The sequence below is a fragment of the Mycolicibacterium mageritense genome, assembly GCF_010727475.1.
In the GTDB taxonomy this organism is placed as follows: Bacteria; Actinomycetota; Actinomycetes; order Mycobacteriales; family Mycobacteriaceae; genus Mycobacterium; species Mycobacterium mageritense.
Genome location: NZ_AP022567.1, coordinates 5,895,569 through 5,920,617 on the forward strand (window position 1 = coordinate 5,895,569; position 25,049 = coordinate 5,920,617).

Consider the following 25,049-nt stretch of genomic DNA (forward strand, 5'->3'; position numbering starts at 1 on the left):
CCCCTATCGGCCTAGATCCATGAGCATTCCCGCACGTTCGCGGTCGAGCCACAGCTCGGCGCGTAGCCGTGCGACCAGCGGGTCGTAGAGCTTGTTGAGCAGTTCGTCGACATTGGTTCCGCCCGGCGCCGCTGCTCCCGCGGCAGCGGCGGCAGCAGGGGCAGCGGCGACGGCCGCGGCGGATTCCGGTGGGGGTGGCGGCGCGGCTTCGGCTGCAGGCGCAGGCGCGGTGTCGTCGGTGTCGCGCTGAATGTGCGCGGTGTCGAACGTGATGGTGTTGGTGTCGGCGTCGTAGTGGTGGCTGGGCTCGTCGAACGCGTAACCGCCGGCGGGCCCGGCGAGTTCGGGCGCATGGCCGTGCGGTGAACCGGTTTCGGTGTGCCGGACCTGAGCCGCTGCCGGCGGCGGCGTGGATGGCGAACCGGCCGCGGAGAACATCCGCTGCAGCCCTACCGGCCGCGGGCTGCTGCCAACGGCCGCTGTGTGTTCGACGCCGAGCGGGTGCGCACCTGTGTCGGTCCGGACCGGTGGCAGGACCACCAGCCTGCGGTTGTGCACGGCCCGTTGGACGACCGGGTGCACGGGCACGACCGGGTGCACCGGCGTGGCAGGACTGGGTGCGGCTGGGGAATCGACCACGGGGAGCGTGAGGCGCTGCCCGATCACAGGCTCGGCGGCTGTGCGCTGGACGTGCTGCCCTTCGGCGTGAACCGCGCTGGGTTCCGCGAGGGCGCCGGTGTGTGCGATCGTGGCGGCGGGGCCCGTCACCCCCGGTTCTGCCTCACGCTGCGCCGCGAAGGTGACCGACCGGGTCAGTTGGGCTGCGGGCCCGTGCTTTTCGGAACTCGCGGCGATCGGTGCCGGTACGTGGATCGGCGTCGAGGTGTCGAGCCGTTGGACTGGCACCGGGGCGCGAGAAGGCGCGGGGGCAGACGGCGATGCCTCGGTGCGCTGCACGCCGGGGGCAGAGTTGGTGGTTGTCGTGGTGTTCGGCCGGGCAGCGGACACCGGGAAGGGCTGCGATGTCGTCGGCGGCACAAGGGGTTCGACGCGAACGGTCGGAATCGACTCCGCCTTGGTGACCCTGTGGACATCGACGTCGACAGGTAGTGGTGCCGATGGCGATACCGCCCGTTGTATCGGAACGACGGGAGCGTCGTCGACGCGCGGCGACGGCGGTGAGGTTGTGGGAGCGGGTGTCGGCGATGACGGGGGAGCCGGTGTGGCGATCGTTTCGGGTGCGGATGGCTCACCTGGCAGACTGTCGGCCGCGACGTCGGGTAGCTCCGGTTCGGCAGGGGACGGCGCGACGAATTCCGGCGCGCCGGGCTCGCTCGTGGCGGCCGGCGCCGCGGTGGCGGTGTCGGTGGTTGGTGTGCTCGGCGCCGGTGGGTTCGGAGCCGCGGTGTCGACCGTGCGCAGGATCGGTAGTGGCGACGTGGTGGTGGTGCGTTGCACCGGTGCGAGCCGGCGAAACTCGGGAACCTTGCGTGGCTCGGGTGGCGTCGATCGGGACGAAACTGCCTGTACCACAGGAAGACTTGCCGTGGGTACGGTGTCGGCGCCGGAACGCTGCAGGGTCGGTGCGCCGGCGGGGCCGGACAAGGTGACCGGGCTGAGCGGCGCGGTATCCGCGCCGGCAGTCGACGGTCGATCGGTGGGTGTGTGGGTGTCGGAGAACACGACCGTTTCGACCGGTGCGACGCCCAGCGGCCGGCGCTCGTCGACGTCGGACGCCTGCACCATTTCACGCGGGGGTTCGATCTCAGGATCCTCGACGGGAAACACCTGGGGCACCGGCGAATCCTGCTCGGTGAGGCGTTGCACCGGTGCGCTCACGCCGACGTGGGCACGTTGCACGGACGGCAGCCGCGGGGCCCAGCTGCGGGTCCGTTCCGCGGGCGCGGCCGGGGGTGCGGCGGGAACGTCGGGATGCGCCGGAACGGCATCGAGAACGGGTAGGCCGGTGTGGTCAGCAGTCAGAAGCGATACGGGCCGGGTGAATCCGGGGTTCTGCGACGTGGTGAGCGAATCGGTGAATCCCTCGAACTGTGCGGTTGGTTCGATGTCTCCGACCGTGCGTTGGACAGGTGCCAGGCGTTGCCAGGCCGGCTGCCCACCACTCACCGGCGCGGACTGCGTCGCGGGTTCGACCGGTGCGGTCTGCCGTGCGGAGCGTCCCCATGGCCACCATTTCGGCATCGCTCATCTCCATCGGTTCAGCGCTGTGCGGCGAGATCTCGGGTCAACCGGACGAACCGGCGGCGGTCGGCGTGTTCGAGGTCGAGCACGGCGTCGAGTTGCCAGTGCAGGTGATACGCGAGATAGCTGACCTCTTGGTAGAGGACGTCGGGTCCGCACGTCACGATTCCCCCAGGCGGCTCCCGGCAACGTCGACCGCGAAGTCGTTGTTGCAGTGCGGGCACGTGACGCGGGCGTGTGTGTGACCGTCCTGGTTCACCCGCCGGTAGAGATCCTGCAGGAACGCGAGGTCCGATGCGAACAGGTTCTCGATGATTCCGCCGTGGATGTCCTCGATGTCGCCGATGCGGAGCACCACTCGGCTGATCAGCACCACCGCAAGGTAATTCGGGCTCTCGCGGACCCGGTCGTCGCGTTGCGACACCAGCTCGTCGCGGGCCGTGGCCAACCGCATGACGCCGTGGCGGTGCACGGTGCCCGCCGGGTCGACGTAGCCGCGCGGCAGCACGAACGGAAACTCGGTGCGCAGCTGGACATCGTCGGAAGGCGTCTGCCCCGGCGCGTCGGCCAGGGCAGAACTCCCGTGAACGTTTCCTCTGCGCATCAGGCGGGTTCACACTTCTCGTAGGTCAGCACCAGTTTCTCGGTCATCACACTGGTGTCACCGGCCTTCATGGAGCTGAGCTCGAGGCTCTTGGGCCAGGCCGCGGTGAGGTTGTAGCGCTTGACTTCCTCGCCCTCGTAGTCGAACACGATGATGGAGCCGCCCTTGCGGGCATCTTTCATCTTGCCCAGCTGTGAGTCCTTGACCCACTTCTCGAAGCCGTTGTCCTTGGTCAACGGACGGGTCAACGTGCACTCGCCGGCCTTCCAGCGGCCCGGCAACTTCTTGACGTTGTACTTGCCGTCCTTGGCCATGTTCGACTTGTACTCGATGACGTCCTGCTCCATCTTGAGCCCTGTCACCTCGGTGATGGCCTTGATCTGAATGCCGTCGAATTCCAGACCGAAAGAGTGGCCTACCGAGCTGTCGTCGTCCTGCAGTGCCATGGTTGTCGTCTCCTAGTGTCGGGTTGCTGTCGGCTTATTCGGCGACCAGGCTGGTGCCGCCGGAATACTGGGACAGACGGAAGATCACGAACTCGGCGGGTTTGACCGGGGCGACGCCGATTTCGCACACCACTTCGCCGGCGTCGATTCCTTCGGCAGGGTTGGTCTCACTGTCGCACTTGACGTAGAAGGCCTCGTCGGGCGTCAGGCCGAACAGCGCGCCTCTGCGCCATTCGTTGACCAGGAAGGCGCCGATGGTGCGGCGCAGCTTGGCCCACAGCGAGTAGTCGTTGGGTTCGAACACCACCCAGTCGGTGCTCGTGAGGATCGACTCTTCCAGGTAGTTGAACAGGCGGCGAATGTTGATGTAGCGCCAGGCCGGGTCAGACGACAGGGTGCGGGCACCCCAGACGCGGATGCCCCGGCCGGGGAAGGCCCTGATGCAGTTGATGCCGGCCGGGTTGAGCAGATCGTGCTCGCGGCGCGTGATCGTTGTCTCCACATCGATGGCGCCGCGCACGATTTCGTTGGCCGGAGCCTTGTGCACGCCACGCGTGTCGTCGTTGCGGCCCCAGATGCCCGCCACGAAACCCGAAGGCGGCAGGTACTTTCCGCCTCCCGTGGTGATCCACGGCCAGTACAGCGCCGCGTACTTGGAGTCGTAGCGCGCCTTGTCCACGCGCCATTCCTTGATCTGCTGGGCATTGAAACCCGGTGGGGGATCGAGGATCGCCATCCGGTCGCCCATCAGCTCGCAGTGCGCGATCATCGCCGTCTGCACCGACTGCACGGTGTCCAGGTCGATCGCGCCGCGCTGGTAGGCCGTGAGCAGATCCGGCATGCACACCATGGTGATCTCGTCGATGGTCTCCAAACCCGCGACGCCACTGCGCTCGTCGACATTGCCGACATAGTCGTCGCTGCTGAGCCGCTCTGGTGCGCTGGTCACCGCGACCTCGGCGGGTGCACTGAGAGCCACCTGCATGCCGGCTTGCAGTTCTTCGGTCGCCTTGCCGGAGATCTGCTCGAGTTTGACCGTCTGAGACGCTGCGTTCACGACCGTCGCGACGTTGTTCTTACCGCGTGCGGTGGACACGTTGGGGTACTCCTCGACGGTGGTGCCGTCGCGTTGCACCACCAGCTTGACACCGCTGGGTTGTTCTTCGCCTTCGTTGTGGTGCGGGGTGATCTCGACGCGTATCCGGTCGGGCGGCGTGCTCGGGTCGAGGGCCAGCACCCGGTAGTTGGCGAGGACGCCTTGCGGGGCGGCCTGCAGCTGCGGTTGCGTTCCGGCCGAGCCGTTCTCGCCTTCACCGTCACCGATGCGCACGACGTAGGAGTTGCCTCCGCCGTTCTGGAAGTAGGCCGCGACCGATTCGGCGAGGCACGCACCGTCGATCGCGCCACCGAACGTCTTGCGGTACTCGGTCCAGTTGCTGATCAGTGTCGGCTTGTTGAACGGTCCCCTTTCCGCAAGGCCGATGAATGCCGCCACGGCGGTTCCCACACCTTCGATAGGCCTTGAGCCGGAGTCGGTTTCCTCTACATAGACACCCGGCGACAGATACGTCGGCATTGCGCCTCCTTGTGAGCTGGATGGGCTGGCCACGATCATGCTGCGGCGCCTGGGGTGGTGGGAGGCGCGCGTGGACTACCGCGTGGGCACGGGTTTGTGCACTTTGAGGCAGCCACCGGTGAGCCGCCCGATCGGGCAACCTCCGCTGCCCGCGCAGGCACGCTTCTGCACCTTCCCTGGAACCCGTATGCGTCGGATCGTTGACGGCGTAGGCGAGGGAAGCGAGGCATCGATGCGAACCCACGATAGCGACCATGGCCGTGAATCAGAATTGCGCCCCAAGGCTTCTCGGCTGGAAGAGCCGGAGTCGGCGTTGGCGATGAAAGCGGCGTTGTCCGGCCGGCTCGACGTGGCGGGTCCAGCGGGCCTGGCCGGCCTGCAGCGCACCGCGGGCAACGCCGGCACGTCGGCCCTGATGGACGAGGACCGCTCGCCGGTCCACGATGTGGTGGCCTCCGGTGGGTCGCCGTTGCCTGCCGACCTCCGCACCGACATGGAGGGGCGGTTCGGCCACGACTTCGGTGATGTCCGGGTACACAACGACGCGGCCGCGCATCGGTCCGCGACGTCGGTGAACGCGCAGGCCTACACCGTGGGGTCCAACATCGTATTCCAAAGCGGCAAGTACGATCCCGCGTCCGATGCGGGCAAGCACATGATCGCTCACGAGCTGACCCACGTCGTACAACAGCGCAGCGGGCCGGTCGACGGCACCGACGCCGGTGGCGGGGTCAAGATCAGCGACCCGTCGGACCGGTTCGAACGCGAAGCCGTCGCCAACGCCGACCACGTCATGGCGGCCCCGGCCCCGGTATCGGCACCCGCGGCGGGGGTGCAACGGATCGCCGACACCGCTGCGGTGCAACGGGAAGAGGCGCCGGAAGAGGAAGAGACGGCCCAGACGTTCGTGCAGCGCCAGGACGAAGAGGCCGAGGAAGAATCGGCCTGAGCAGAATCGGCGCAGGGAGATGACGGAGCCGGCTCGGGCCGCGCGGTCGGTCACCGATGCGCTGGCGGAGGGCCGCCGGCAGACGACGCGTGCCCGGCCGCCCGCAGGCCCTGCCGGGTTGGCGGCGCTGCAGCGGGCCGCCGGGAACGCCGCCGTCAACGCCCTGCTCATGGGCAAGCTGCGGGCACCGGGCAAGAGCGAGATCGACTCGGCTCTGGGCGAGATGCGGCGCGACGAACCGGCGATCGACATCGTCGAGAAGGGGCTGAAAGCCGCCAAGGCGGTGGGTGTCCCGGTCGAACTGGAGGGCCCCAAGCCGCCGCCGTCGGCGCTCGCCGTGACGATGACCGGCTTCGGGCCCGGTGCGGTCGCCCCGAAAAAGCCCGTACCGCCAACCAAGCCCGTGCCGCCCAAGAGTCCGCTCGGCAAAGCAGCTGCCAAGCCCGCGAAGCGGGCGGGTGCCGGCGGTGCAAAGCCGCCCGGCGGGGCAGCGGCGCGCGGTGGGGGTGGGGCGCCCGGGCCCAAGGCGCTGACCGCCGATCAGCTGCTGCAGCCGCCGGTTCCGCCGCAGACGGTCAAACCCGGCCAGGATCCGGCGTTCACCGCCGTGACTGCCGGGGTGAAGGCCGTCGCCAAGGACAAGCGGGCGCACCCGCCGGCAGCGTCGAAAGCCAAAGAGGCCCAAGACGCCGCACTGGCGCCGACCGACGACATCGCCGGGCAGGCCAAGGCCGCCAAGGTCGACACGATGGACGCCCAGCAGGCAGGCACGTTCGACAAGAAGGCGTTCATCGCCGCGGTCAAGGCGGCGATCGAGGCCAAGTCGCCCAAGACGCTCAAGGAAGCCGACACCTATGCCAAGGACGGGAAGGCCGGCGAGGTCAAGGGCGACGTCAAGGGTTTGGTGACCCAGGGCAAAGACGGGCAGACCGCCGACATCAAGACAGCCACCGGTGCCGCACCGGACACGTCCAAGGCCGTGGCCAAACCGGTCACCCCGATGGGCCCCGAACAGCAGGGCCCCGCGCCTGCGATCCCCGCCGCCGGTGCGGTGCCCAAACCCGCACCGCCCGAACAACTCAACCTCGAAGCCGGCAAGCAGCAGGCCAACCAGGAGATGGCCGACGCGCAGGTCGACGAGAAGCAACTCGCCGAGTCCAACGAGCCCGAGTTCCAGCAGGCGCTCGCCGACAAGAAAGAGGCTGCGGCGCACGCCGACACCGCGCCAGGCGAGTTCCGCAAGCAAGAAGCCGACACCATTGCGCAATCCAAGACCGAGGCGGCCGCGGAGACCAAGGCCGGGGTGGCAGGCATGCAGGGTTCCAAGGCCGCGGCGCTGGCCAAGCTCGTCGCGGCCAAAGGGGCCACCAAATCCAAGGATGAGGCCAAACGTGCCGAGGTGACAGCCAAGGTCCAGTCGATCTTCGCCGCCACCGAAGCCGACGTGAAGAAGCTGCTCGACGGCATCGACCCGAAGGTCGAGAAGGCGTTCGACGAGGGTGAGGCCGCGGCCCGCAAGACGTTCGAAACCTACGTCGCGGCCAAGATGGCCGCCTACAAGAAGGACCGGTACAGCGGCTGGCTCGGTGGATTGCGTTGGGCCAAGGACAAATTGTTCGGCATGCCCGACAAGGTCAACCAGTTCTACGAGGCCGGCCGCGAGCTCTACCTCAAGCAGATGGACACCGTCATCTCCCGGGTGGCCGACATCGTCGGCAACGACCTGACCGCTGCCAAGAAACGCATCGCGGCCGGCAAAGCCGAGATCGCCGGCTACGTCAAGAGTCTGCCGACCAACCTGCAGAAGGTCGGGGCCGAGGCGTCGAAAGACATCAACGACAAGTTCGAGCAACTTGAGGACGACGTCAACTCCAAGCAAGAGGCCGTGGTCGACACCCTCGCCTCCAAGTACGTCGAAGCGCGCAAGGGCCTCGACGAGCGCATCGAGGAGCTCCAGGCCGAGAACAAGGGTTTGGTGGACAAGGCGATCGGCGCGATCAAGGCCGTCATCAACACGATCCGCAAGCTCGCGTCGATGCTGATGGACACCCTGGCCAGGGTCGCGCATGTGGTCGGTGACATCATCAAGCACCCGGTTCGGTTCCTCGGCAACCTGATCGAGGGCGTCAAGGGCGGCATCATGCGGTTCAAGGACAACATCCTTGAGCACCTGCGCAAGGGCCTGATGACGTGGCTGTTCGGTCAGCTCGCCGAAGGCGGCATCGAGCTGCCTGACAAGTTCGACATCCAGGGCATCGTCAAGCTACTGGCGTCGTTGTTCGGCTTGACGTGGACCAACATTCGCAACCGGCTGGTCAAACAGATCGGTGAGCCGGCGATGGCCGCGATCGAAAAGGGTGTGGAGATCTTCCGGACCATCGCGACCGCGGGCGTGGCCGGGTTGTGGCAGATGCTGGTGGACAAGCTCGGTGACATCAAGGAGATGATCCTCGAACAGGTCAAGGACTTCGTGATCACCCGGATCATCACGGCGGGCATCACCTGGCTGATCGGCCTGTTGAACCCGGCCGCGGCGTTCATCAAGGCCTGCAAGCTGATCTACGACATCATCATGTTCTTCGTCGACAACGCCGAGCGGATCCTCAAGTTCGTCAACACCGTGATCGACTCCGCCGTCGACATCGTCAAGGGCAACGTCGGTGGGGTCATGGCGAAGATCGAAGATGTGCTCGGGCAGATGGTGCCGATCCTGATCGGCTTCCTGGCCAGTGTCATCGGCATCGGTGGCATCGGCGAGAAGATCCGTGCGATCATCGCCAAGCTGCAGAAGCCCGTCATCAAGGCCATCGACTTCGTCATCAAGACCGGGCTCAAGCTCGCCGGCCCGATCATCCGCGGGCTCAAGGGGATTGGCAGCAAGGTCAAAGCCAAAGTGGCCGCGGGCAAGGCGTGGGTCAAGGGAAAGATCCACGGCGGTGACGACAGCCCGGCGGGCAAGCAGAAGCGGCTCGACGCGGGAATGCGAGCCGGTGTCGCACTGATGAATCGCTATGCCGGCAGAAAGGTGGCAGGGGCGTTGCTGACTCCTGGCCTGGCGGCGATTCGCATGCGCTACGGGATGACCGAACTGGTACCCCGGCAACAGGGCAACCGGTGGGTTCTGCACGGTGCAGTCAACCCGACCGCGGATACGAGCACAGAGGCACTTCCGCCGACGGCGGCGGAGGGCGGCCTTACCGCGCCCGAGGGAAAGGTCACAGGCGCGGTAGCGCTTTACCGCGGAATCCACTACGACCTGCAGATGACCGAGGACGAGTACAAAGCGGCCCGCACAAAGAAACTTTCCGAGCATGCCGACTTCAGTGCGGCGACGCGTGAGCTGGCAGGGAGTAAGAAGCCGGACGGTTCTGACGTACCCGAAGAACGATTGATCGAGGCCGCGAAGCTCGTCCAGATCTCCCTCGCCGCGGAGCGCAAACCCGAGGATTTCAAACCGCCATGGCCCCTCTCAGCCGGAGCACGGTCGAAGTTCGCCAGTCGATTCAACGGTCTGTTGCATCTCTTCATCGAAGATATCGCGAAGTTCCGCGATGCGTTGGCAGACAAAGATCCGCAACGTGCACTGAACCTCGGGTTCACCAAGATCCCGTTCATCTCGACCTCGCGGGAACCGCGTCCAGCGGTGAAATACGCTCTGGGCCTGATAGCCGGTGAGCATCAACGAACCAAGTCTGAACATTTCGTCGGCAAGGTCTATATCTACCTGTTCAAGGTGGCGGACCTGGCCCGCCAGCATGCAGTCGACCCGGCCAAGCTTGCCAAGGAAGGGAAGATCGGGTTGAACTTCATGCGGAAGTTCGAGGGCGAGGTGACCTTCATGGGTTCGATCCCCCGCGAGAACCTCGTGGATCACCTCGGGGTTTACGCCGACGGCAATGTCGAGCAGTATGCAAAAGGGGCTAAAGAAAAGGCCCAAAAGAAGGCAGCGCCGGATGGATTGGTGGAATGAGTGGCGTAGGAGCGGCACAGTACATTGCCCGCGTCCGGCGCGAGATCGACTCCTTGACCGTCCCTGTCGGCCCGCCGCGTCGAACGGTGACCTCGGATCTGGAGTACACCCTGAGAACGACGCGACACGGCATTGCCTGGGTCGACGATTCGGTGTCGGACGGCAGCTACTCGCTCACAGAGGGGATCAGCGCCGCATGCGAACGATCATGCGAGATCACATCGTTTCTGTATGCCTGCGGCGCGCCGCACAAACAGTGGCGGCACTGGGCCGCGCTGTCGGCGTTCGGCCTATTGCTGACGGCAGGCGAAGTCGCCACGGACCGCGATGATTTGGCCCGGGCGATCCAGTATGGAGTGCTCGCAGGTGAATGGCAGCTGGTAGCTGCATTGTCGGACGTGGAACCGCCCCGTTTTGAGCGGTACGCCGAGCATGTCGTGTGGACGCTGGCGGTCGGGCGCACCAGCATCGAGTCGCCTCCCACGATCGAGGACACGGCAGATGTGTGGTGGAGTTTCGGAAACGCAGTGATCGAACGACACTCCAGGGCGGCCGTCCTTGCCCTCGACACCATCGCCGACGTTCATATGGTCACTGTCGGCGCCGGATGGACGCGGTTCTTGCCGTGGACCCATCCGCTGTTTGATCTTGAGGCCGGAGCCGGCGCTGCGATTGCCCGTATCCGAGGCCTCGTAACCGAGAAGGACTTTCCCGAATCGATTCGGCATTACCTGGAACCGGGTTTGGCCCACGGTGAGCCGACGCGGCTCTATCCGGGCGAATGGCCCCAGCCTTCGGTGATTGCGCCCAGCCCGTCGTGAGGGGAACTGGTCGATGTTGACCGTTGCACTTCGAAGTCGCGCCCAAGCCAACCGGTGGCCGGCAGGCGTCGTGATTCACGACGTCACATCCCGCGGTCCCGAGCCGTGGGTGAAGTTCAGTCCGTTTTATCCCCATGGCGGGATCCCTGTGCCGTTCACACCAGGTCGCACAGCGATGTCGGTGGAAGGTATCTGGCAGGCCCTCAAGGTCTTCGCCGACGACGATGTTGACGAATCCAAGCTTGATGTCACAACGATGCGGGGCCTGAAGCGCACAGAACGGCGGTATGGCCGAACTCGGCGGCTAAGTCCCCTGGGGTGGTGGGAATTCGGGGACGGGGCTGAGGTGGGCGGAGATGTTCAGGCCGTGTCGGTGCCGGTGTTGGGGTGGGCCATCGCGTAGTGGTCAGTGAGTTACGTACCAAAGTGACTCACCGAAGGAAACCGCGCGATGACCCTTGACCATTCTGCCCTGCTCGCTCAGCTCGATGCACTGAAGTCCGCTGACTCGGGTGCGGTGTTCGCCGAGTTGATCCGTTCCGGGTTGCAGCAGCTCATCGAGGCCGAGGCCACCGCGGCGATCGGCGCGGGCCGTTACGAACGCAGCGACGGCCGCACGGTGCACCGCAACGGGCACCGCCCAAGACCGTCTCCACGACCGCCGGGGACATCGAGGTGCAGATCCCAAGCTACGGGCGGGATCGTTCTTCCCGTCGCTGCTGGAACCCCGCCGGCGTATCGACAAGGCGCTGCACGCGGTCATCATGGAGGCCTACGTGCACGGGGTGTCCACCCGCAGCGTCGATGACCTGGTGACGGCGATGGGCGTGCAGACCGGGGTGTCCAAGTCGGAGGTGTCGCGGATCTGCGCCGGCCTGGACCGCGAGATCACAGCGTTTCGGGAACGCTCGCTGACCCACACCAGCTTCCCCTACGTGTTCTGCGATGCCACCTTCTGCAAGGTCCGCGTGGGGGCGCACGTGGTCTCCCAGGCCCTGGTGGTCGCGACCGGCGTGTCGATCGACGGCACCCGTGAGGTGCTGGGCACCGCGGTCGGTGACAGCGAGTCGTTCGAGTTCTGGCGCGAGTTCCTCGCCTCGCTTAAGGCGCGCGGCCTATCGGGGGTGCACCTGGTCATCTCCGATGCGCACGCTGGGTTGAAAGTCGCTGTGGCACAGCAGTTCACGAACTCATCGTGGCAGCGGTGCCGGGTGCATTTCATGCGGAACCTGCATACCGCGGTATCGGCCAAACACGCCCCGGCGGTTACCGCGGCGGTCAAGACCATCTTCGCTCACACCGAACCCGACGAGGTCGCCGCGCAGTGGGACCGGGTCGCCGACACCCTGGCCGCGTCGTTCCCGAAGGTGGCCGCGATGATGGGCGAGGCCAAGACCGACGTGTTGGCGTTCACTGCGTTCCCGAAGGCGCATTGGCAGAAGATCTGGTCGAATAATCCGATAGAGCGTCTGAATAAAGAGATCAAGCGTCGGGCCGATGTCGTGGAGATCTTCCCCAATCCGGCGGCGTTCCTTCGCCTGGCCACCGCGGTGGTCATCGAATCCCACGACGAGTGGCAGGTCACCCGCCGCTACCTCTCCGATGTCTCCATGGACGAACTACGCGCCGTGATCGCCGCCAAACACGCCGCGGCAGCACTTGCCAAACAACACCAAATCGCCTAGCGTTCACCATGACTCGTTGATCACAACGCGTGAACCACGCCAGATCCGAAGTCCACCACTCCCCGGGACGCTATCCCGAACTCTCGGTCATCGGTGCGGACTCAACGACAGCGGCGAGTTACTCAGTTATGTTGAGGCTAGGCGAAAGATCTACCTCCCGTCTTATCGATGGGTACTCGACCATTGCATCGGCCGGCTCGTTGACAAGCTCCGGGCAGAGGCCAAGCGACATCCGGTCGTGCTGCTTGACTACACGACCAACGGCAATGTTGAGGACACACACCGGCCGTTATCTCATGCCGCGCTTGTTGTTCGCTACCTCGAAAACGACTGGCCTGGGGAGCGGTGAGCTGCCCCTGCAACCTGCCATGGGCAAACGACCGCTAAAGGCTGCAACACCCAACTGAGCACTCTCGACGCGCGACGCTTTCTCGAAACCTGATACCACCCGCGGTGCCAGGTTTCGAGAGATAGCTACGCTTCCGCTCTCCGACACGCCGAGAGCCGACACGCCAACGCGGCGCACCCGAAATCAAGCCTCTGCTGTCGGCGTCGTCTGAAAAATGACCCTGTGTCGTCGGGTGAGTTCTAAGGCTTGCCGCAACACTCCTGCTGTTTGAAGGGGTGTGGAGATGACGCGACGAGGCCGCAAGCGACGGCTGGTGTTGGAAGATGAGTACTGGAAGCTGATCCTCGACGGGGTGCCGACGGTGGAGGCCTGCCGGCAAATCGGGATCGGCCGCAAGACGGGGTATCGTTGGCGCGCCGAAGCGGGCGGCCTGCCGCGGGCCCAGAGTGCCGATCGCTGAACGACTGTGCTTACCGACGATCAAGTCGCCTTCCCAGTCACCGACCCGTGTGCGGGTCTCTACGATCGGCGGCCGGCGATGAATCAACATCGCCGGAGCCACAAACCGCGGAGTGCGCTCCGTGGCCTTTCGGCGCCGCTTGCGCAGCGGTCGGCGGGACCAGGGTTCGGAGATGGCATGCCACGATGTCCTCGCTGAGCACTTCGAGGACGGAGTATTTCTTCGCCGATCCGGGCAGCCCGTGGCAGCGCGGTACCAACGAGAACACCAATGGTCTTCTGCGCCAGTTCTTTCGGAAGGGCAAAGATCTATCGGTCTACTTGCCCGAGGATCTGGCGTGTGCCGAGGACCTCCTCAACAGCCGTCCGCGGAAGATTCTCGGGTGGCGCACACCTAACCTGGTCTTCGCGACCGGGCTACCCTGATTCGGTCCGGGTGTTGCGAGGACCCTACGAATTCACCTTAGAACTCACGCGTCGAGAAGGGGTCAATTTTCGACCGTCGTTGACATCTGCGATCTTTGCTCATCAACTGAACCGTCCTGGGGTGCTGTGGATTCCGAACATTGGGCCGTAGTGAACGGCTCGAAGGGTGTCTCAGCGAGCAATCCGATACATTTTGCGGCGCAGGAGTTGTACCCGCGTTGTCGTGCTCTGGCCGCACGAAAGGTCTGCTATCTGCCGTCGGCGAAATGGTCAGAACGGGTTCCCAGAACCGCCATCGCATCATCTAAAATCATTCGAAAGTTTGTTCGACAAATCGCGGTTTTGGGTGTAACGTGGAGCACAAGTTCGAAGAGAGGTTCTCCTACCCGGGAAGGGTGTGTGAGGGCTTCGCCCGCGCCGCGTTACTGCTTGGCTCGATGGGTTCTGGGGATGCTCGGGACTGTCGGCGCCGTTTGTTTGTCGTGCCGCACGCTGATGTGTGCGACTGTTGTTGAAAGCCTGGGTATCTGTGATGGACGCTCGGTATCTGGACACGGTCATCAATGAGCTGATTGATGAGCTCACGCCGTCGCCTGAACCTGAGGATGATGTGGATCGTCGGTTGTGTCATTTGTTGGATGGTCCGCGTCGGGTGGTGGATGACGGGCCGTTGTTGGCGGTGTTGGCCGCTGCGGTGACTGCCCGGAATCTGTTCGATTATGTGATCGCGCAGGCGGTCGCCGCCGCCGAGCGTGCCGGGATCCCGACACGCAAGCGTCTACATTCGGGGGCGCAGTTGTTGACCGATCTCGGGGTGTCCCCCGCCGCGGCGTACCAAGCCGCCCGAGTCGGGCGGGCCGCGCACACCCTGCCCACGCTCACCGCTCAACAACGCCTCGGGGCACTCGGTATCGACTTCGTCGACGCGGTCGGTAAAGGTGTCAAGCACATCAACCGCCGGGGCGAACTATCCGATCAGGAACGGGCGCAGGTGGTGCGCACGTTGATGATCCAGACCACGCCCACAGGGGTGGGCAAGAAGGCCCGCGAGATCGCGATCGCCCACACCGCCGCCCAACCATCCCCGGATGAGCAGGGGGTGCCGGTCGCGGAAAACACCGACCTCAACGAGATGACCCTGCACCAGAACGACGAAGGACGAGTCAACGCCACCCTGGATCTGGATGCACTCACCGGGGAAGAACTGTTCGCCGCACTGGACCCGTTGTGCCGGCCGGTCCCACTGCCCGACGGATCCCCCGATCCCCGCTCGACGCAGCAGCGTCGCGCCGATGCGTTCGGGCAGCTGGTGCGCACCTATCTGTCCGGTTCCGGGCGTCCCAGCTCCGGTGGGGTTCTGCCGCACGTCACCCTGATCCGGCCCGCGACCGCCACGACGGTGGCCGCAGGCGGAGGGATGTTCGGTGAGGAACGCGGTGTGGATATGCTCGGGTTCACCGGGCCGATCAGCACCGTCACCGCCGACCTCATTGCGTGTGACAGCACCACGGGAACCGTGCTCATCGACCACAACGGTGCACCGCTGGATGTGGGGCGCAGTGAGCGGTTGTTCCCGCCGCACATCCGTAAAGCGTTGGCGATACGCGACCGTGGATGCGCGTTTCCGGGCTGCGGCAGACCCGTGTCCTGGTGCGACGCGCACCATATAAACCCTTGGGGTGCAGGGGGAGTCACCTGTGTCGACAACGGCGTGCTGTTCTGCCGGTGTCACCACACCATGATTCACCACAGTGACTGGCAGGTCTATCTCGGCGCTGATCGCCACCCGTGGTTCATCCCGCCGTATGACCGGTCCGGGCCCGAACCGCCACACCTGCGCTCGCACGCACGACGCACCCTGACCTTGATGCCCGCCGCCGCATAACCACCAAACCTGTCACGCACCTTGACAACTCCACAGTGAAGCGCCGCGCACACGTGGCGGGTACCGGCGGAACCGAACCGCCGGACCCGCCACGGCAAACCACCGCAGGGCTCTACGCAGAGACGCACTCACCGAACGGGTTTGGCCGATCCACGTAGGTGAGATGCCCCAGTCGGCCGTCCACCGCCGGCAGAGGAACCAAAACCCGCGCTACGCCTCGGCAATCTTGCTGAGGAACTGAACAGTCCTGGGGTGTCGCGGATTTCCGAAGAGCTCCTCGGGTGTGCCCTGCTCGGCGATGACTCCGTCGGCCATGAACACCACCCGGTCGGCGGTGCGGCGGGCGAATCCCATCTCGTGGGTCACCACCACCATCGTCATCCCGTCGGCGGCCAGGCTGCGCATCACATTGGTGACCTCGCCGACCAGTTCGGGGTCGAGCGCGGAGGTCGCCTCGTCGAAGAAGATGATGCGCGGGTTGACGGCCAGCGCCCGCGCGATCGCCACGCGCTGTTGCTGCCCGCCGGACAGTTGGCTCGGAAAGTGGTGTGCCCGTTCGTCCATGCCGACCCGGGCCAGCACCTCCATGCCCTTGGCGTTGGCCTGTTCCTTCGACATCTTGTACACCTTGCGTAGGGCAAGGGTGACGTTGCCGATCGCGTCGAGATGGGGAAACAGATTGAACTGCTGGAAGACCATACCGACGTGGCCGCGGATCTCCGGGGCGCGTTTGGGGTCGTGCATGGGCACACCGCCGACCACCACCTCGCCGGTGGTCGCGGTTTCCAGGCCGCTCATGATGCGCAGCAGCGTGCTCTTGCCTGAACCGGACGCGCCGATGAGCACGACGACTTCGCCGTCGCCGACGTCGAGGCTGATGTCCCGCAGCACTTCGAGATCACCGAAACTCTTCGTCACACCAGACAACTGGATGTCGCGGCCGATACCGCTCTCGGTCAAGGTTGTCATGCTAGATGGCCTTTCGTTGGGTACGGGTGACCCACACCGACAGCGGGTAGCACACGACGAAGTACAGGCCGGCGACGGTCAGGTAGATCGACACCGGGTCACTGGTGCGGTCGACGATCGACTGGCCGACCTTCATCATCTCGGCGAGACCGATGATGGACGCGATCGACGTGTCCTTGATCAGCGAGATGTACTGGCCCACCATGGGCGGCAGCACGATCTTGACCGTCTGCGGCAGCACAACCCAGCGGAACGCCTGCGCGGGCTTGAGGCCGAGGATCTGTGCGGCCTCGTGCTGGCCAACCGGCACGGCTTCGATGCCGGACCGGATGATCTCGGCGACGAACGCGCTGTGGTAGACGCTGAGCCCTGCGGCGGCGGCGATGAACAGGTTCACGCTGTAGCCGAGATATAGTGCGGCCCCGAAATATACGAAGAGCAGGGTGATCGGGATCGGCGAGCCACGGAAGATCTCGACGTAGATGCGCGCCAGCGCGGGGAGCACCGGAACGCGTGAGGTACGCACCGCGGCCACGGCGAGGCCCAGCAAGGTGGAACCCGCGATCGACACCGCGGCCAGCGCCAACGTGACCACGAAGCCGGACCACAGGAACGGCAGGCTCTGCCAGATCAGGCCGAGATTCATGAGCGGATTCCCATCAGCCGCCGGGTCGTCGCGCGTTGCTTGCGCCTGGTGCCGGCCGCCGGTGCCTTGAACGCGAACCGTTCGATCAGCGACGCGGCCGCCGACAGGCCGTAGCTCAACACCAGATACAGCGCCACCGCGATGCCGAACACCTGCACGAACAGCAGTGTGCGGGCGTTGACCACCGTTGCGACGCCGGTGATCTCGGGCACCGCGATGGTCGACAGCAGGGATGTTCCCAACAGCACCTGGATGAGGTTGTTCACCAGCGAGGGATACACGTTGCGTAGTGCCTGCGGCGCAACCACATTCAACAGCACGGTCGAAGTTTTCAAACCGAGGATCTGCGCGGCCTCCAACTGTCCCTTGCCGACCGATGACATCCCGGCTCGCAGCACTTCTGTCAGGTACGCGCCGACGTTGACGCCCAGCGCGATGGTGCCCGCAGTGACCGCCGACAGCCGGATCCCGAAGCTCGGCATCGCGAAATAGACGATGAATATCTGCAGCAGCACCGGGGTGTTTCGGATCGCCTCCACGTAGCAGGTCGCCACACCCCGCAGGATCATCGACGCGGAGTTACGGGCCAGCGCCGCCACCGAGGCGATCACGAACGCCAGCAGGAACCCGACCAGGGTGATCTGCAGGGCCAGCACCGCGGCGTGCAGATAGTCCGGCCAGTAGGCCAGCACCGTCCGCCATTGGTATTCGAGCATTGTTCTCAGACCACCGTTCTCAGAACGCCGGCTGCAGTGGGAAACGCGGATCGGCGCCGAACCACTTGCGGTACAGCTCGAGATTCTTCCCCGAGGTGTTGAGCTCGAACAGGAACAGGTTGAGGTAGTCGACCCACACCTGGTCGCCCTGCTTCACGCCGAAAGCGTTGTATTCCAACGGGACGAGCTTGCTGGTCACCACCTCCAGGCCTGGGTTGAGCTTGGCCTGGTACTGCAGGAAGTTGGAGTCCTCGACCATCGCGTCGGCCTGGCCCTGCTTGACCGCGAGCACCGCGGCCTGCGAGCTGTCGAACTCTGCCACCTTGACGTCGATGCCGCGCTCGCGCAGTACGTCGGCGTTCGTGCTGCCCTTGACGACCGCGATGGTGTGGCCCTTCATGTCTTCGAGCGTCTTGACGCCGCTTCCGGTCCGCACCAGCAGGCCCTCGGTGGCCACCACATACGGATTGGTGAACGAGATCTCCTTGGCCCGCTCCAGCGTCCGGGTGAAGTTGCAGAACACGACGTCGACCTTGTTGGTCTGCAGGTTGGGGATGCGGTTGGACGAGGTGGTGTCGACGACCTCGAGTTCGACGCCCATCTCCTTGGCGAGTTCGTTGGCGATGTCGACGTCATAGCCGTCGGGCTTGCCGTCGGCATTGGTGAATCCGAACGGCGTGAAGGACAGGCAGGACGCCACTTTCAAGGTTCCTGCGGCCAGTACATGTTTGAGCGTCGAGTCGGCGGCCACGGCGCCGCCGCCTGCGGGCATCGGGGTACAAGCCGCTGCCGCGGGGATGATCGCCGCGGCGACGCATAACGCGACGACCTTGCGAAGTGAACGCGAGAGCTTCATGGATGTCTTTCTTTATGGTGTGCGAGGGGTGGGGAAGCGAGGGTGTTCAGGGGTTCCGGTCACCTCCTCGGTGGCCGAGCTGGGCCGAAATGCGCTGTGCACCTTCGACGACGAGGTCGGTGTACTTCTGCCGGTTGGCAGCGACGGCTTCGGCGGGGCCGGACACGCTGACTGCGCAGGCCACCGCGCCGGTGTGGTTGAACACCGGGGCCGCGACGCACCGGATCCCGTCTTCGTTCTCCAGGTCGTCATAGGCGTAGCCCCGTTCGCGCACGACCGCAAGGTGATCCCGCAACCGCTGCGCATCGGTGATGGTCGCCGGAGTCTTTGCGGGCATGCCCAGCGCGACGACGTTGCGCACCTCTTCCTCGCCGAGGAACGCCAGCATCGCCTTGCCGCTGGCGGTCGAGTAGGCGGTGCCGGTGTCGCCGATGCGCGACGCCATCTGGATGGGAGAGTTGCCGGTGACCTTGTCGACGTAGGTCACCCGGCCCTCGCTGTACACGAGCAGGTGTGCGGTTTGCCCTGTGGCGTCGGCCAATTCGCGGAGTACGGGCTGTGCCGCGGTTCGGATGTCGAGGTCGGCGAGGTACGCGCCTGCCAGCCCGAGGATGCCCATCCCCATGCGGTAGGTGCCGTCTGTGTCTTGGCGCACCAACTGCGCCTCCACGAGCGGCGCCAGCAGTCGCAGCACGGTGCTCTTCGTCGATTCGATGCCTGCGGCCAGTTCGCCGAGGTTGGCGCCCTGGTCGCGGCCTGCCGTGGCCGCGATCAGGTCGAGCAGGGTCAGTGCCCGGCGCAGTGATGAAGAGTTGTTGCGCATACCATCCGTTCTGCATTGCAAAATACGATTCTGTAATGCAAAATCGTAAGTCACGGTGGCACGTGTGCGCCAGAGCACAGACGAAAGTTTTTTGGTATGCGCTCACAGCGCGCACTGGACAGCCGGTCGCGCGGGGAGTCCACTGGAGCGATGAGGCGACGTCTGCGGGCCCCGGCGGCGAGCCGGTCGATGTTCACCCGGTCGGCGGTGAGGGAGCCGGCCACCCGGACCCCGGTCGCACTGCCTTTGCCGTACGGACTGCTCGCGCGGATGCCGGCGGGAACCCGAGCGCGGCTGGTGGCCGACCTGCAACGCACCGTCGGCAACGCCGCCGCGTGTGACCTGATAACCGAGCCGCACCGACCGTCTGTCACCGTGCACGGCGGCGGCCCCAGCGTCTCGCTGCACGGTGACACCACCGCGGCCTACGACGGCGGGAAATCGCAGTGGTCACCCAAGTCGATGAAGCGCGCGAAGGGTTGCACCGAGTGCCCCGACGACGATCCGTGTCTGCATGCCGTCGGCACGTTCAACGTCACCTACCACGCGGACGTCACCATTCGCATGCCCGATATGCCGGACGGTCTGACAGAGTGCCAGCAGCGCCGGGTACGGGCGTTCCTGCGGGACGTGCTGGGTCCACATGAGCGCGAACATTCCCGGCGCTTCCATACCTACGACGGCACCACGACACACCGCATCGACTTCACCGGCTGCGGAACCAGTGCACTGCAGGAGCATCTGCAGGCCATCCACGACAACGAGGAAGAGAAGCGGCACACCGCTGCCGACGCGTTGTCGGCCGCAATCGATCCGTTCAACAAGCCGATCGATCTCGACTGCCAGGACTGAATGCGCTGCTAGCGGCGCGGGCAGATGAACAGGCCGGGGGTGAGGCAGTCGGTCAGCCGGTCAGGTGGCCGAGCCAGCACCGCGATGGCCCTGGCGGCTCGGGACATGGGTGCTCCCGCGGACGGATGACCGGTGGGTGCGAAGTGCACGACCGGGCCGGGGCCCGTGGATTCGACGCACATGTTGCCGGACGACAGGTCGTAGCCCGGCGGGCATGTGCAGACCGGCCCGAAACCACCCGGCGTGCCTGCGGTGCACGATGCGCTGACCGGCGGCTTCTTCTGCAGGATGACCGGTGGGCAGGTTTGACCGTTGGGGACGGTGGTGCCGTTCGGGCATTGCACCGGTGGGCAGGTCTGTCCGTTGGGCACCGAGCTCCCGTCGGCGCACTGCACCGGCGGGCAGGTCTGTCCGTTGGGCACCGAGCTGCCGTCCGCGCAACTGACGGGCGGGCAGGTCTGGCCGTTCGGAACCGAGCTGCCGTCAGCGCATTTCACCGGCGGGCAGGTCTGCCCGTTGGGCACGGACGTGCCGTCGGGGCACGGCACCACGGGACACGTGTCGTCGCCGTACACGGTGGTCCCGTCGGGGCATGGGGTTCCGGTCGGGCAGGTGCCGTCACTCTTGCGGGTCTGGCCGTCCGGGCACGGCTGGGCCTTGCAGGTGCCGTCGGGGTTGCGGGTCTCGCCCGTGGCGCAGGGCTTCACGCACTGCTCGCCCTCTTTGACTGTGCCAGACGGGCATTCGCAGTTGCCGTCGGGATTGCGAGTCTGGCCCTCCGGGCACGGCGTGACGCACCGGTCGCCGTCCTTCACGGTTCCCGACGGGCATTGGCAGGTACCGCTGCTGTCGGGGGACTGTCCCTCGGGACAGGTCTTGCCTGCGGTCGGCGGGGTGGTCACCGGACCGGTTGCGGGGCAGGCCGCGCCGGCGGGAACGCTTGTGCCGTCCGGGCATTGCGTGACGTTTGGCCCGGTGACCGGGGGCGGGCACACCTGGTCGGCAGGCACGGTGCTGCCATCGGGGCATTGCTTCGGCGGCGGAGGCGGATTCGGGACGCACGGGCCGTCGGGCGCAGGCTGGTGTGACTGTCCGGGCGGGCACACCTTGGTCCGGAACTCGTTCTCCGGGAAGAAGTTGATCTCTTCGACCCGCCATCCCTGCGGACCCTTCTTGGCCACGACGCGGTCGATGCGCATGGTGGTGCTGTCGAGTTCCTCACCGTCGGCGGCCTTCACGGTCTGGGTGACGACGACCGCACGCTGTACGGTGTCGGGCTTGTCCTCGGGGTGCTCACCCGCGACCAGCAGCGCTTTGGCCGTGACTTCGGCCTTTTCGGCCTTCCAGCCCTGCCACCACACGCTGTTACCGCGTTCGAGCGTGTTGTCCTTGCCGTTCTGCAACTGGGAACCGAAGTAGGGCAACGCCCGGATGTAGGCGTCGCGCGGCGACGCATCCCGTGCCGGGAACCACGTGAACATCGTTTCGAGACCCTTGACGATGGCGTCCTGCGCCTCGGCCGGTGCGGGTTCGTCAGAGTCGGAGCCACTCGGCGCCGCGGGCGGGTTTCCGCCGCAGCCGGCGACGAACGCCACGAAGGCGGCCATGAGCACGACAAAGACGTTGAGGACGCGTCGTTGTCGGCGATGCCGCCGTTTCGGGTGCCGCCCCATGCCGTCTCCTCGGACCAGGTGTCGTGCGAGCGGGTTTCCTTCATTGTTCGATTCGGGCTCAAATGATGCGACGGCCGATCGTGCGGTCGTGGTCGGCCGGTCGGGCAGTCCTGCGGGGCCGAAGGGGCATATCGGTTCGGCAGCCCGTGACGAACGATCCGCCCGCGCGTGACACTTCACCTGTGGGCGCACGACCGGCGCCCCCGAACTTGTTGACATGACGAAAGATCGACCATGACGGCCGTGCTCAGGGTTCCCAGGCGGGTATTGCTGATCGCGCTGTGCGTGAGCGTCGTGGCAGTCCTGGTCACCCCGGCGAACCCGGCGTGGGCCGCGGGCGTCTGCGCCACGAGCGGAAAACCGGTGGCCGACGGCACCTATACCAAGACATCGGGTTTCGGGCCGCGGGGCAACTCGACCCACCAGGGCATCGACCTGGCGGGCAAGGAGAACACCGACATCTTCGCGGCCATGGACGGCACGGTGGTGGCGGCCGGGCCGGCCAGCGGGTTCGGGCAGTGGATCGTCATCGACTCGCAGACCCGCACAGGTCTGGTCTCGACGGTGTACGGCCACATGTTCCCCGACGGTGTCCTGGTGCGGCAGGGTGCCGCGGTGCGCGAGGGCGATCACATCGCCGAGATGGGCAACAACGGCCAATCCACCGGGACTCACCTGCATTTCGAGTATTGGGAGGGTGGCCGGCTCAACCACGGGCAGGCCGTCGACCCGTCGTTCATCCTCGACAGGACGCCGACACCGGCCAATCCGTCCGCGGCGCAGCAGGCCTCGGCCGCGGCGGACTGCCAGACGGGCGTGCTCAAGCCCGGACTCGTGCCACCCGAGTTCCTCCCGTGGCTGCTCAAGGCCGGCGCGATGTGCCAGGGCATCACCGCGCCGGTGCTCGCCGCACAACTGGAGGCGGAGAACGGTTTCCGGCACGGACCCAGCGCTCCGGTGTCGTCGACCGGAGCGCAAGGGCCGGCCCAGTTCATGCCCGGCACCTGGAAGACCTGGGGCAAGGACTACGACGGCAGCGGCCCGCCGCCGGACGTGAACAGCATCCCCGACGCGGTGATGTCCCAGGGCGCCCTGATGTGTGAGAACTACCGGCTGTGTTCCGCAGGCATCAGCAGCGGTGCGCTCACCGGCGACCCGGTGGCGCTTGCGCTGGCGTCCTACAACGCGGGCTTCGGCGCGGTGCAGAACGCGGGCGGTATGCCGTCGGGCGGTGACTACACCACCCAGACCCAGCCGTACGTGTACAAGATCATGCAGCGCGCCAAGGCTTTCGAGGCATCACCGGGGCTGGGCGGCATGCCGCCGCAGACTGTGCCGGTCACCGGTAAGCCGACCAGTGTCGTCGACGCGGCCGAGCAGTACAAGGGCCGCAAGTGGGTGTGGGGCGGCGGCGGTGTGGACGGCCCGACCAACGACGGTTTCGACAGCTCCGGGTTGACGTACTACGCGATCATCCGCGGTACGAGCGGCAAGAAGGTGTTGCCCCGCACGGCCGACGAACAGTGGAACGTGGGCAACGAGATCCCACTCGCCCAGGTGCAGCCCGGCGATCTGATCTTCAGCGGCTGGGACCGGCACAACCGCCCGTCCCATGTCGGCATCGCGATCGGCAACGGTCAGATGATCCATGCCGACCCCATGCGCGGCGTGGTGGTGGCCGACTACTACCCGGAGTCCAAGGCGCGGCGGGTGACATGAGAACGCTTGTTGCCCTGCTGGTCTGTGTCGCGGTCGTGGTGATCGGACCGATCACCGGGTGTGCGTCGGATCCGCTGCCGGTGGCCAGCACCAGGGACGTCGATCTGGGAGATCCCGACGAGGTCATCGCCAACGCGTTGACGACGATGTTCACCTGGCGCCCGACCCAGGATGCGTCACCCGATGCCGCCTACCAGCGGGCCGCCGTGTACCTGTCCGGAGACCTGGCGAAGCAGGGCAAGCAGATGCCTGCGCCCGGGCCGGGATCGCAGTGGGATCAGTGGCGTTCCGACGGCGCCGCCATCACGGCAAAGGTGTATTTCCTCGCCGACGAGACACCGCCCAACTCCGATGACGTCGCGCATCGCGTCGTCGTGGTCGTGCAGTCGGCCGCCACTGACGATCACCGCTTGATCGACGAGATCCGGCACACCGTATGGGTGACCGCGAACAAGTCGGACAACAGCTGGCGCGTCACCGATATCAAGTTCTGAGGAAGGTGTCACATGCTGTTCGGCGGTGGACGGATCCTGGTGGCAGCTGTCGGGGCGGTCGTCCTGGTGGTCGTGGCAATCTATGTCGTGCGGTCGGTGGGTTTGCCGTCGCCCAAATCTCACCAAGTGACCTCGGTGCCCACCGCCCAGACGGGTACCAGCGCGAGCGACGCCGCCAATCCGTCAGACGGTGGGATGCCGTCCGGACAGGGCGGAGACGGTGGCGACGGGTCGTCGTCCGGCGACGGCTCGGGCGGTTCCGGCGGTTCGACCGACGGATCGAGCACCGACGAATCGACGACAGACGAGTCGAAGACCGAAGAACCGTTCACCGCGACCACCGAGAAGGTCAGCGGGTTTCTGGGAACCGTTCTCGCCGACGTCGAGTTGCCTCAGGTCACCGGTGGAAACCCCGACGTAGCAGGGGTTTTCAACGACGAGATGAAGTCTGCCCTCAACACCCAGGCGGATTCCATCACCGGCGGCAAGCTGGAAGGCCGGCCGGGCAGCGGGGTCCGGATCGGTGAGCGTGTGCTCAGCGGCGTGTTGCGGACCTCGGCGGTCGACGTCACCAAGGCCACGTCGCGGGCGTTGGTGAGCACGGTCGTGATCGACGCCGAAAGCGGCAGTGTCATCACGCTGTCCTCGTTGTTCAACGACCTCACCGAAGGCCTGCAGCAGCTGGCCAAGGAGGCGAAGACCCTGGGCCCGAGCAGCTCAGCGGCCGAGAGCTTCGATACCACCAAGGTGCAGCCGACCGAGGAGATGTTCACCCACTGGTCTGCCGAAACAGACGGGATGCGCGTCTTTTTCGAGCAGGGCACGGTGGCGCCTAACGCGGCGGGAATCGTCGAGGTGACCGTCCCATGGGACAACCTCACCGATGTCATGAAATCGGGTGTGGCGCAGATCGTGTCGAGCTGACGGTG

General features: G+C 65.8%; 22 protein-coding genes and 2 pseudogenes. 13 read left to right on the plus strand and 11 right to left on the minus strand.

Annotation, left to right across the window (positions count from 1 at the left end; all coding sequences use genetic code 11):
• Positions 1-3: 3 nt before the first annotated feature.
• Genes G6N67_RS28440 through G6N67_RS28455 form a run of 5 tightly spaced genes read right to left on the minus strand, consistent with a single transcriptional unit; the run spans position 4 to position 4,828 of the window.
• Positions 4-2,202 (minus strand): hypothetical protein, encoded by a 2,199-nt coding sequence (locus tag G6N67_RS28440; protein WP_036437198.1) that lies wholly within the window; start codon positions 2,200-2,202, stop codon positions 4-6.
• Positions 2,203-2,219: 17 nt separating this feature from the next.
• Entirely contained in the window at positions 2,220-2,366 is a 147-nt protein-coding gene (locus G6N67_RS38840) for a DUF6760 family protein (protein WP_165572177.1), read from the minus strand.
• The gene (locus G6N67_RS28445; RefSeq protein ID WP_036437199.1) at positions 2,363-2,806 is read right to left on the minus strand and encodes a hypothetical protein; all 444 of its coding nucleotides are present in this window, start codon (positions 2,804-2,806) and stop codon (positions 2,363-2,365) included. Before G6N67_RS28445 ends, G6N67_RS38840 begins: the two co-directional genes overlap by 4 nt.
• Positions 2,806-3,252, minus strand: a complete 447-nt coding sequence (locus G6N67_RS28450; protein ID WP_036437200.1) for a phage tail protein — start codon at positions 3,250-3,252, stop codon at positions 2,806-2,808. The genes G6N67_RS28445 and G6N67_RS28450 overlap by 1 nt, the downstream gene beginning before the upstream one ends.
• Positions 3,253-3,286: 34 nt before the next feature.
• Positions 3,287-4,828 carry a phage tail sheath family protein gene (locus G6N67_RS28455; RefSeq protein ID WP_036437202.1) on the minus strand — a complete coding sequence of 514 codons (1,542 nt, stop codon included), beginning with the start codon at positions 4,826-4,828 and terminating at the stop codon, positions 3,287-3,289.
• 232 nt (positions 4,829-5,060) lie between these two features.
• Here G6N67_RS28455 and G6N67_RS28460 point away from each other — a divergent pair, with 232 nt between their 5' ends.
• The 9 genes and pseudogenes from G6N67_RS28460 to G6N67_RS28495 all read left to right on the plus strand — a co-directional run bounded on the left by G6N67_RS28460 (position 5,061) and on the right by G6N67_RS28495 (position 15,372).
• Positions 5,061-5,777, plus strand: a complete 717-nt coding sequence (locus G6N67_RS28460) for an eCIS core domain-containing protein (protein WP_036437204.1) — start codon at positions 5,061-5,063, stop codon at positions 5,775-5,777.
• 19 nt (positions 5,778-5,796) lie between these two features.
• On the plus strand, positions 5,797-9,747 hold the full coding sequence (locus tag G6N67_RS28465) for a phage tail protein (RefSeq protein WP_230021320.1): 3,951 nt from the start codon (positions 5,797-5,799) through the stop codon (positions 9,745-9,747).
• Positions 9,744-10,568: a hypothetical protein gene (locus G6N67_RS28470; RefSeq protein WP_163642323.1), complete on the plus strand. Its 825-nt coding sequence runs from the start codon at positions 9,744-9,746 to the stop codon at positions 10,566-10,568. Before G6N67_RS28465 ends, G6N67_RS28470 begins: the two co-directional genes overlap by 4 nt.
• 13 nt (positions 10,569-10,581) lie before the next feature.
• Positions 10,582-10,971, plus strand: coding sequence for a DUF6939 family protein (locus tag G6N67_RS39730; RefSeq protein WP_407663294.1), 390 nt, complete (start codon positions 10,582-10,584; stop codon positions 10,969-10,971).
• 48 nt (positions 10,972-11,019) lie between these two features.
• Positions 11,020-12,253, plus strand: a pseudogene (locus G6N67_RS28480) (IS256 family transposase).
• Between the two features lie 16 nt (positions 12,254-12,269).
• The gene (locus G6N67_RS39735) at positions 12,270-12,602 is read left to right on the plus strand and encodes a DUF6939 family protein (RefSeq protein ID WP_407663295.1); all 333 of its coding nucleotides are present in this window, start codon (positions 12,270-12,272) and stop codon (positions 12,600-12,602) included.
• A 283-nt stretch (positions 12,603-12,885) separates the two neighbouring features.
• The gene (locus G6N67_RS28485; RefSeq protein WP_179976758.1) at positions 12,886-13,062 is read left to right on the plus strand and encodes a helix-turn-helix domain-containing protein; all 177 of its coding nucleotides are present in this window, start codon (positions 12,886-12,888) and stop codon (positions 13,060-13,062) included.
• A 203-nt stretch (positions 13,063-13,265) separates the two neighbouring features.
• Positions 13,266-13,487, plus strand: a pseudogene (locus G6N67_RS28490) (transposase); the annotation flags it as partial.
• Positions 13,488-14,142: 655 nt separating this feature from the next.
• Entirely contained in the window at positions 14,143-15,372 is a 1,230-nt protein-coding gene (locus tag G6N67_RS28495; RefSeq protein WP_235684066.1) for an HNH endonuclease signature motif containing protein, read from the plus strand.
• Between the two features lie 210 nt (positions 15,373-15,582).
• On the opposite strand, the gene G6N67_RS28500 is transcribed toward G6N67_RS28495, so the two are convergent.
• Genes G6N67_RS28500 through G6N67_RS28520 form a run of 5 tightly spaced genes read right to left on the minus strand, consistent with a single transcriptional unit; the run spans position 15,583 to position 19,382 of the window.
• On the minus strand, positions 15,583-16,341 hold the full coding sequence (locus G6N67_RS28500) for an amino acid ABC transporter ATP-binding protein (RefSeq protein ID WP_051578999.1): 759 nt from the start codon (positions 16,339-16,341) through the stop codon (positions 15,583-15,585).
• Between the two features lies 1 nt (position 16,342).
• On the minus strand, positions 16,343-16,987 hold the full coding sequence (locus G6N67_RS28505) for an amino acid ABC transporter permease (protein ID WP_036437214.1): 645 nt from the start codon (positions 16,985-16,987) through the stop codon (positions 16,343-16,345).
• Positions 16,984-17,703, minus strand: coding sequence for an amino acid ABC transporter permease (locus tag G6N67_RS28510; protein WP_036437216.1), 720 nt, complete (start codon positions 17,701-17,703; stop codon positions 16,984-16,986). The genes G6N67_RS28505 and G6N67_RS28510 overlap by 4 nt, the downstream gene beginning before the upstream one ends.
• Before the next feature lie 19 nt (positions 17,704-17,722).
• The gene (locus tag G6N67_RS28515; RefSeq protein WP_036437217.1) at positions 17,723-18,559 is read right to left on the minus strand and encodes an ABC transporter substrate-binding protein; all 837 of its coding nucleotides are present in this window, start codon (positions 18,557-18,559) and stop codon (positions 17,723-17,725) included.
• 46 nt (positions 18,560-18,605) lie between these two features.
• Positions 18,606-19,382, minus strand: coding sequence for an IclR family transcriptional regulator (locus tag G6N67_RS28520; RefSeq protein ID WP_036437219.1), 777 nt, complete (start codon positions 19,380-19,382; stop codon positions 18,606-18,608).
• A gap of 150 nt (positions 19,383-19,532) precedes the next feature.
• Between G6N67_RS28520 and G6N67_RS28525 the strand changes: the two genes are divergently transcribed.
• Positions 19,533-20,234: a hypothetical protein gene (locus G6N67_RS28525; RefSeq protein ID WP_131524782.1), complete on the plus strand. Its 702-nt coding sequence runs from the start codon at positions 19,533-19,535 to the stop codon at positions 20,232-20,234.
• 8 nt (positions 20,235-20,242) lie between these two features.
• Here G6N67_RS28525 and G6N67_RS28530 read toward each other — a convergent pair whose 3' ends face one another.
• A complete protein-coding gene (locus tag G6N67_RS28530) occupies positions 20,243-21,907 on the minus strand; it encodes a hypothetical protein (RefSeq protein ID WP_131524783.1) in 1,665 nt (554 codons plus the stop codon).
• A gap of 234 nt (positions 21,908-22,141) precedes the next feature.
• Between G6N67_RS28530 and G6N67_RS28535 the strand changes: the two genes are divergently transcribed.
• Genes G6N67_RS28535 through G6N67_RS28545 form a run of 3 tightly spaced genes read left to right on the plus strand, consistent with a single transcriptional unit; the run spans position 22,142 to position 25,044 of the window.
• Entirely contained in the window at positions 22,142-23,626 is a 1,485-nt protein-coding gene (locus tag G6N67_RS28535) for a peptidoglycan DD-metalloendopeptidase family protein (protein ID WP_036437222.1), read from the plus strand.
• A complete protein-coding gene (locus G6N67_RS28540; protein WP_051579001.1) occupies positions 23,623-24,120 on the plus strand; it encodes a hypothetical protein in 498 nt (165 codons plus the stop codon). Before G6N67_RS28535 ends, G6N67_RS28540 begins: the two co-directional genes overlap by 4 nt.
• 12 nt (positions 24,121-24,132) lie before the next feature.
• Positions 24,133-25,044, plus strand: a complete 912-nt coding sequence (locus G6N67_RS28545; protein WP_051579002.1) for an RsiV family protein — start codon at positions 24,133-24,135, stop codon at positions 25,042-25,044.
• The last annotated feature ends 5 nt before the right edge of the window (positions 25,045-25,049 follow it).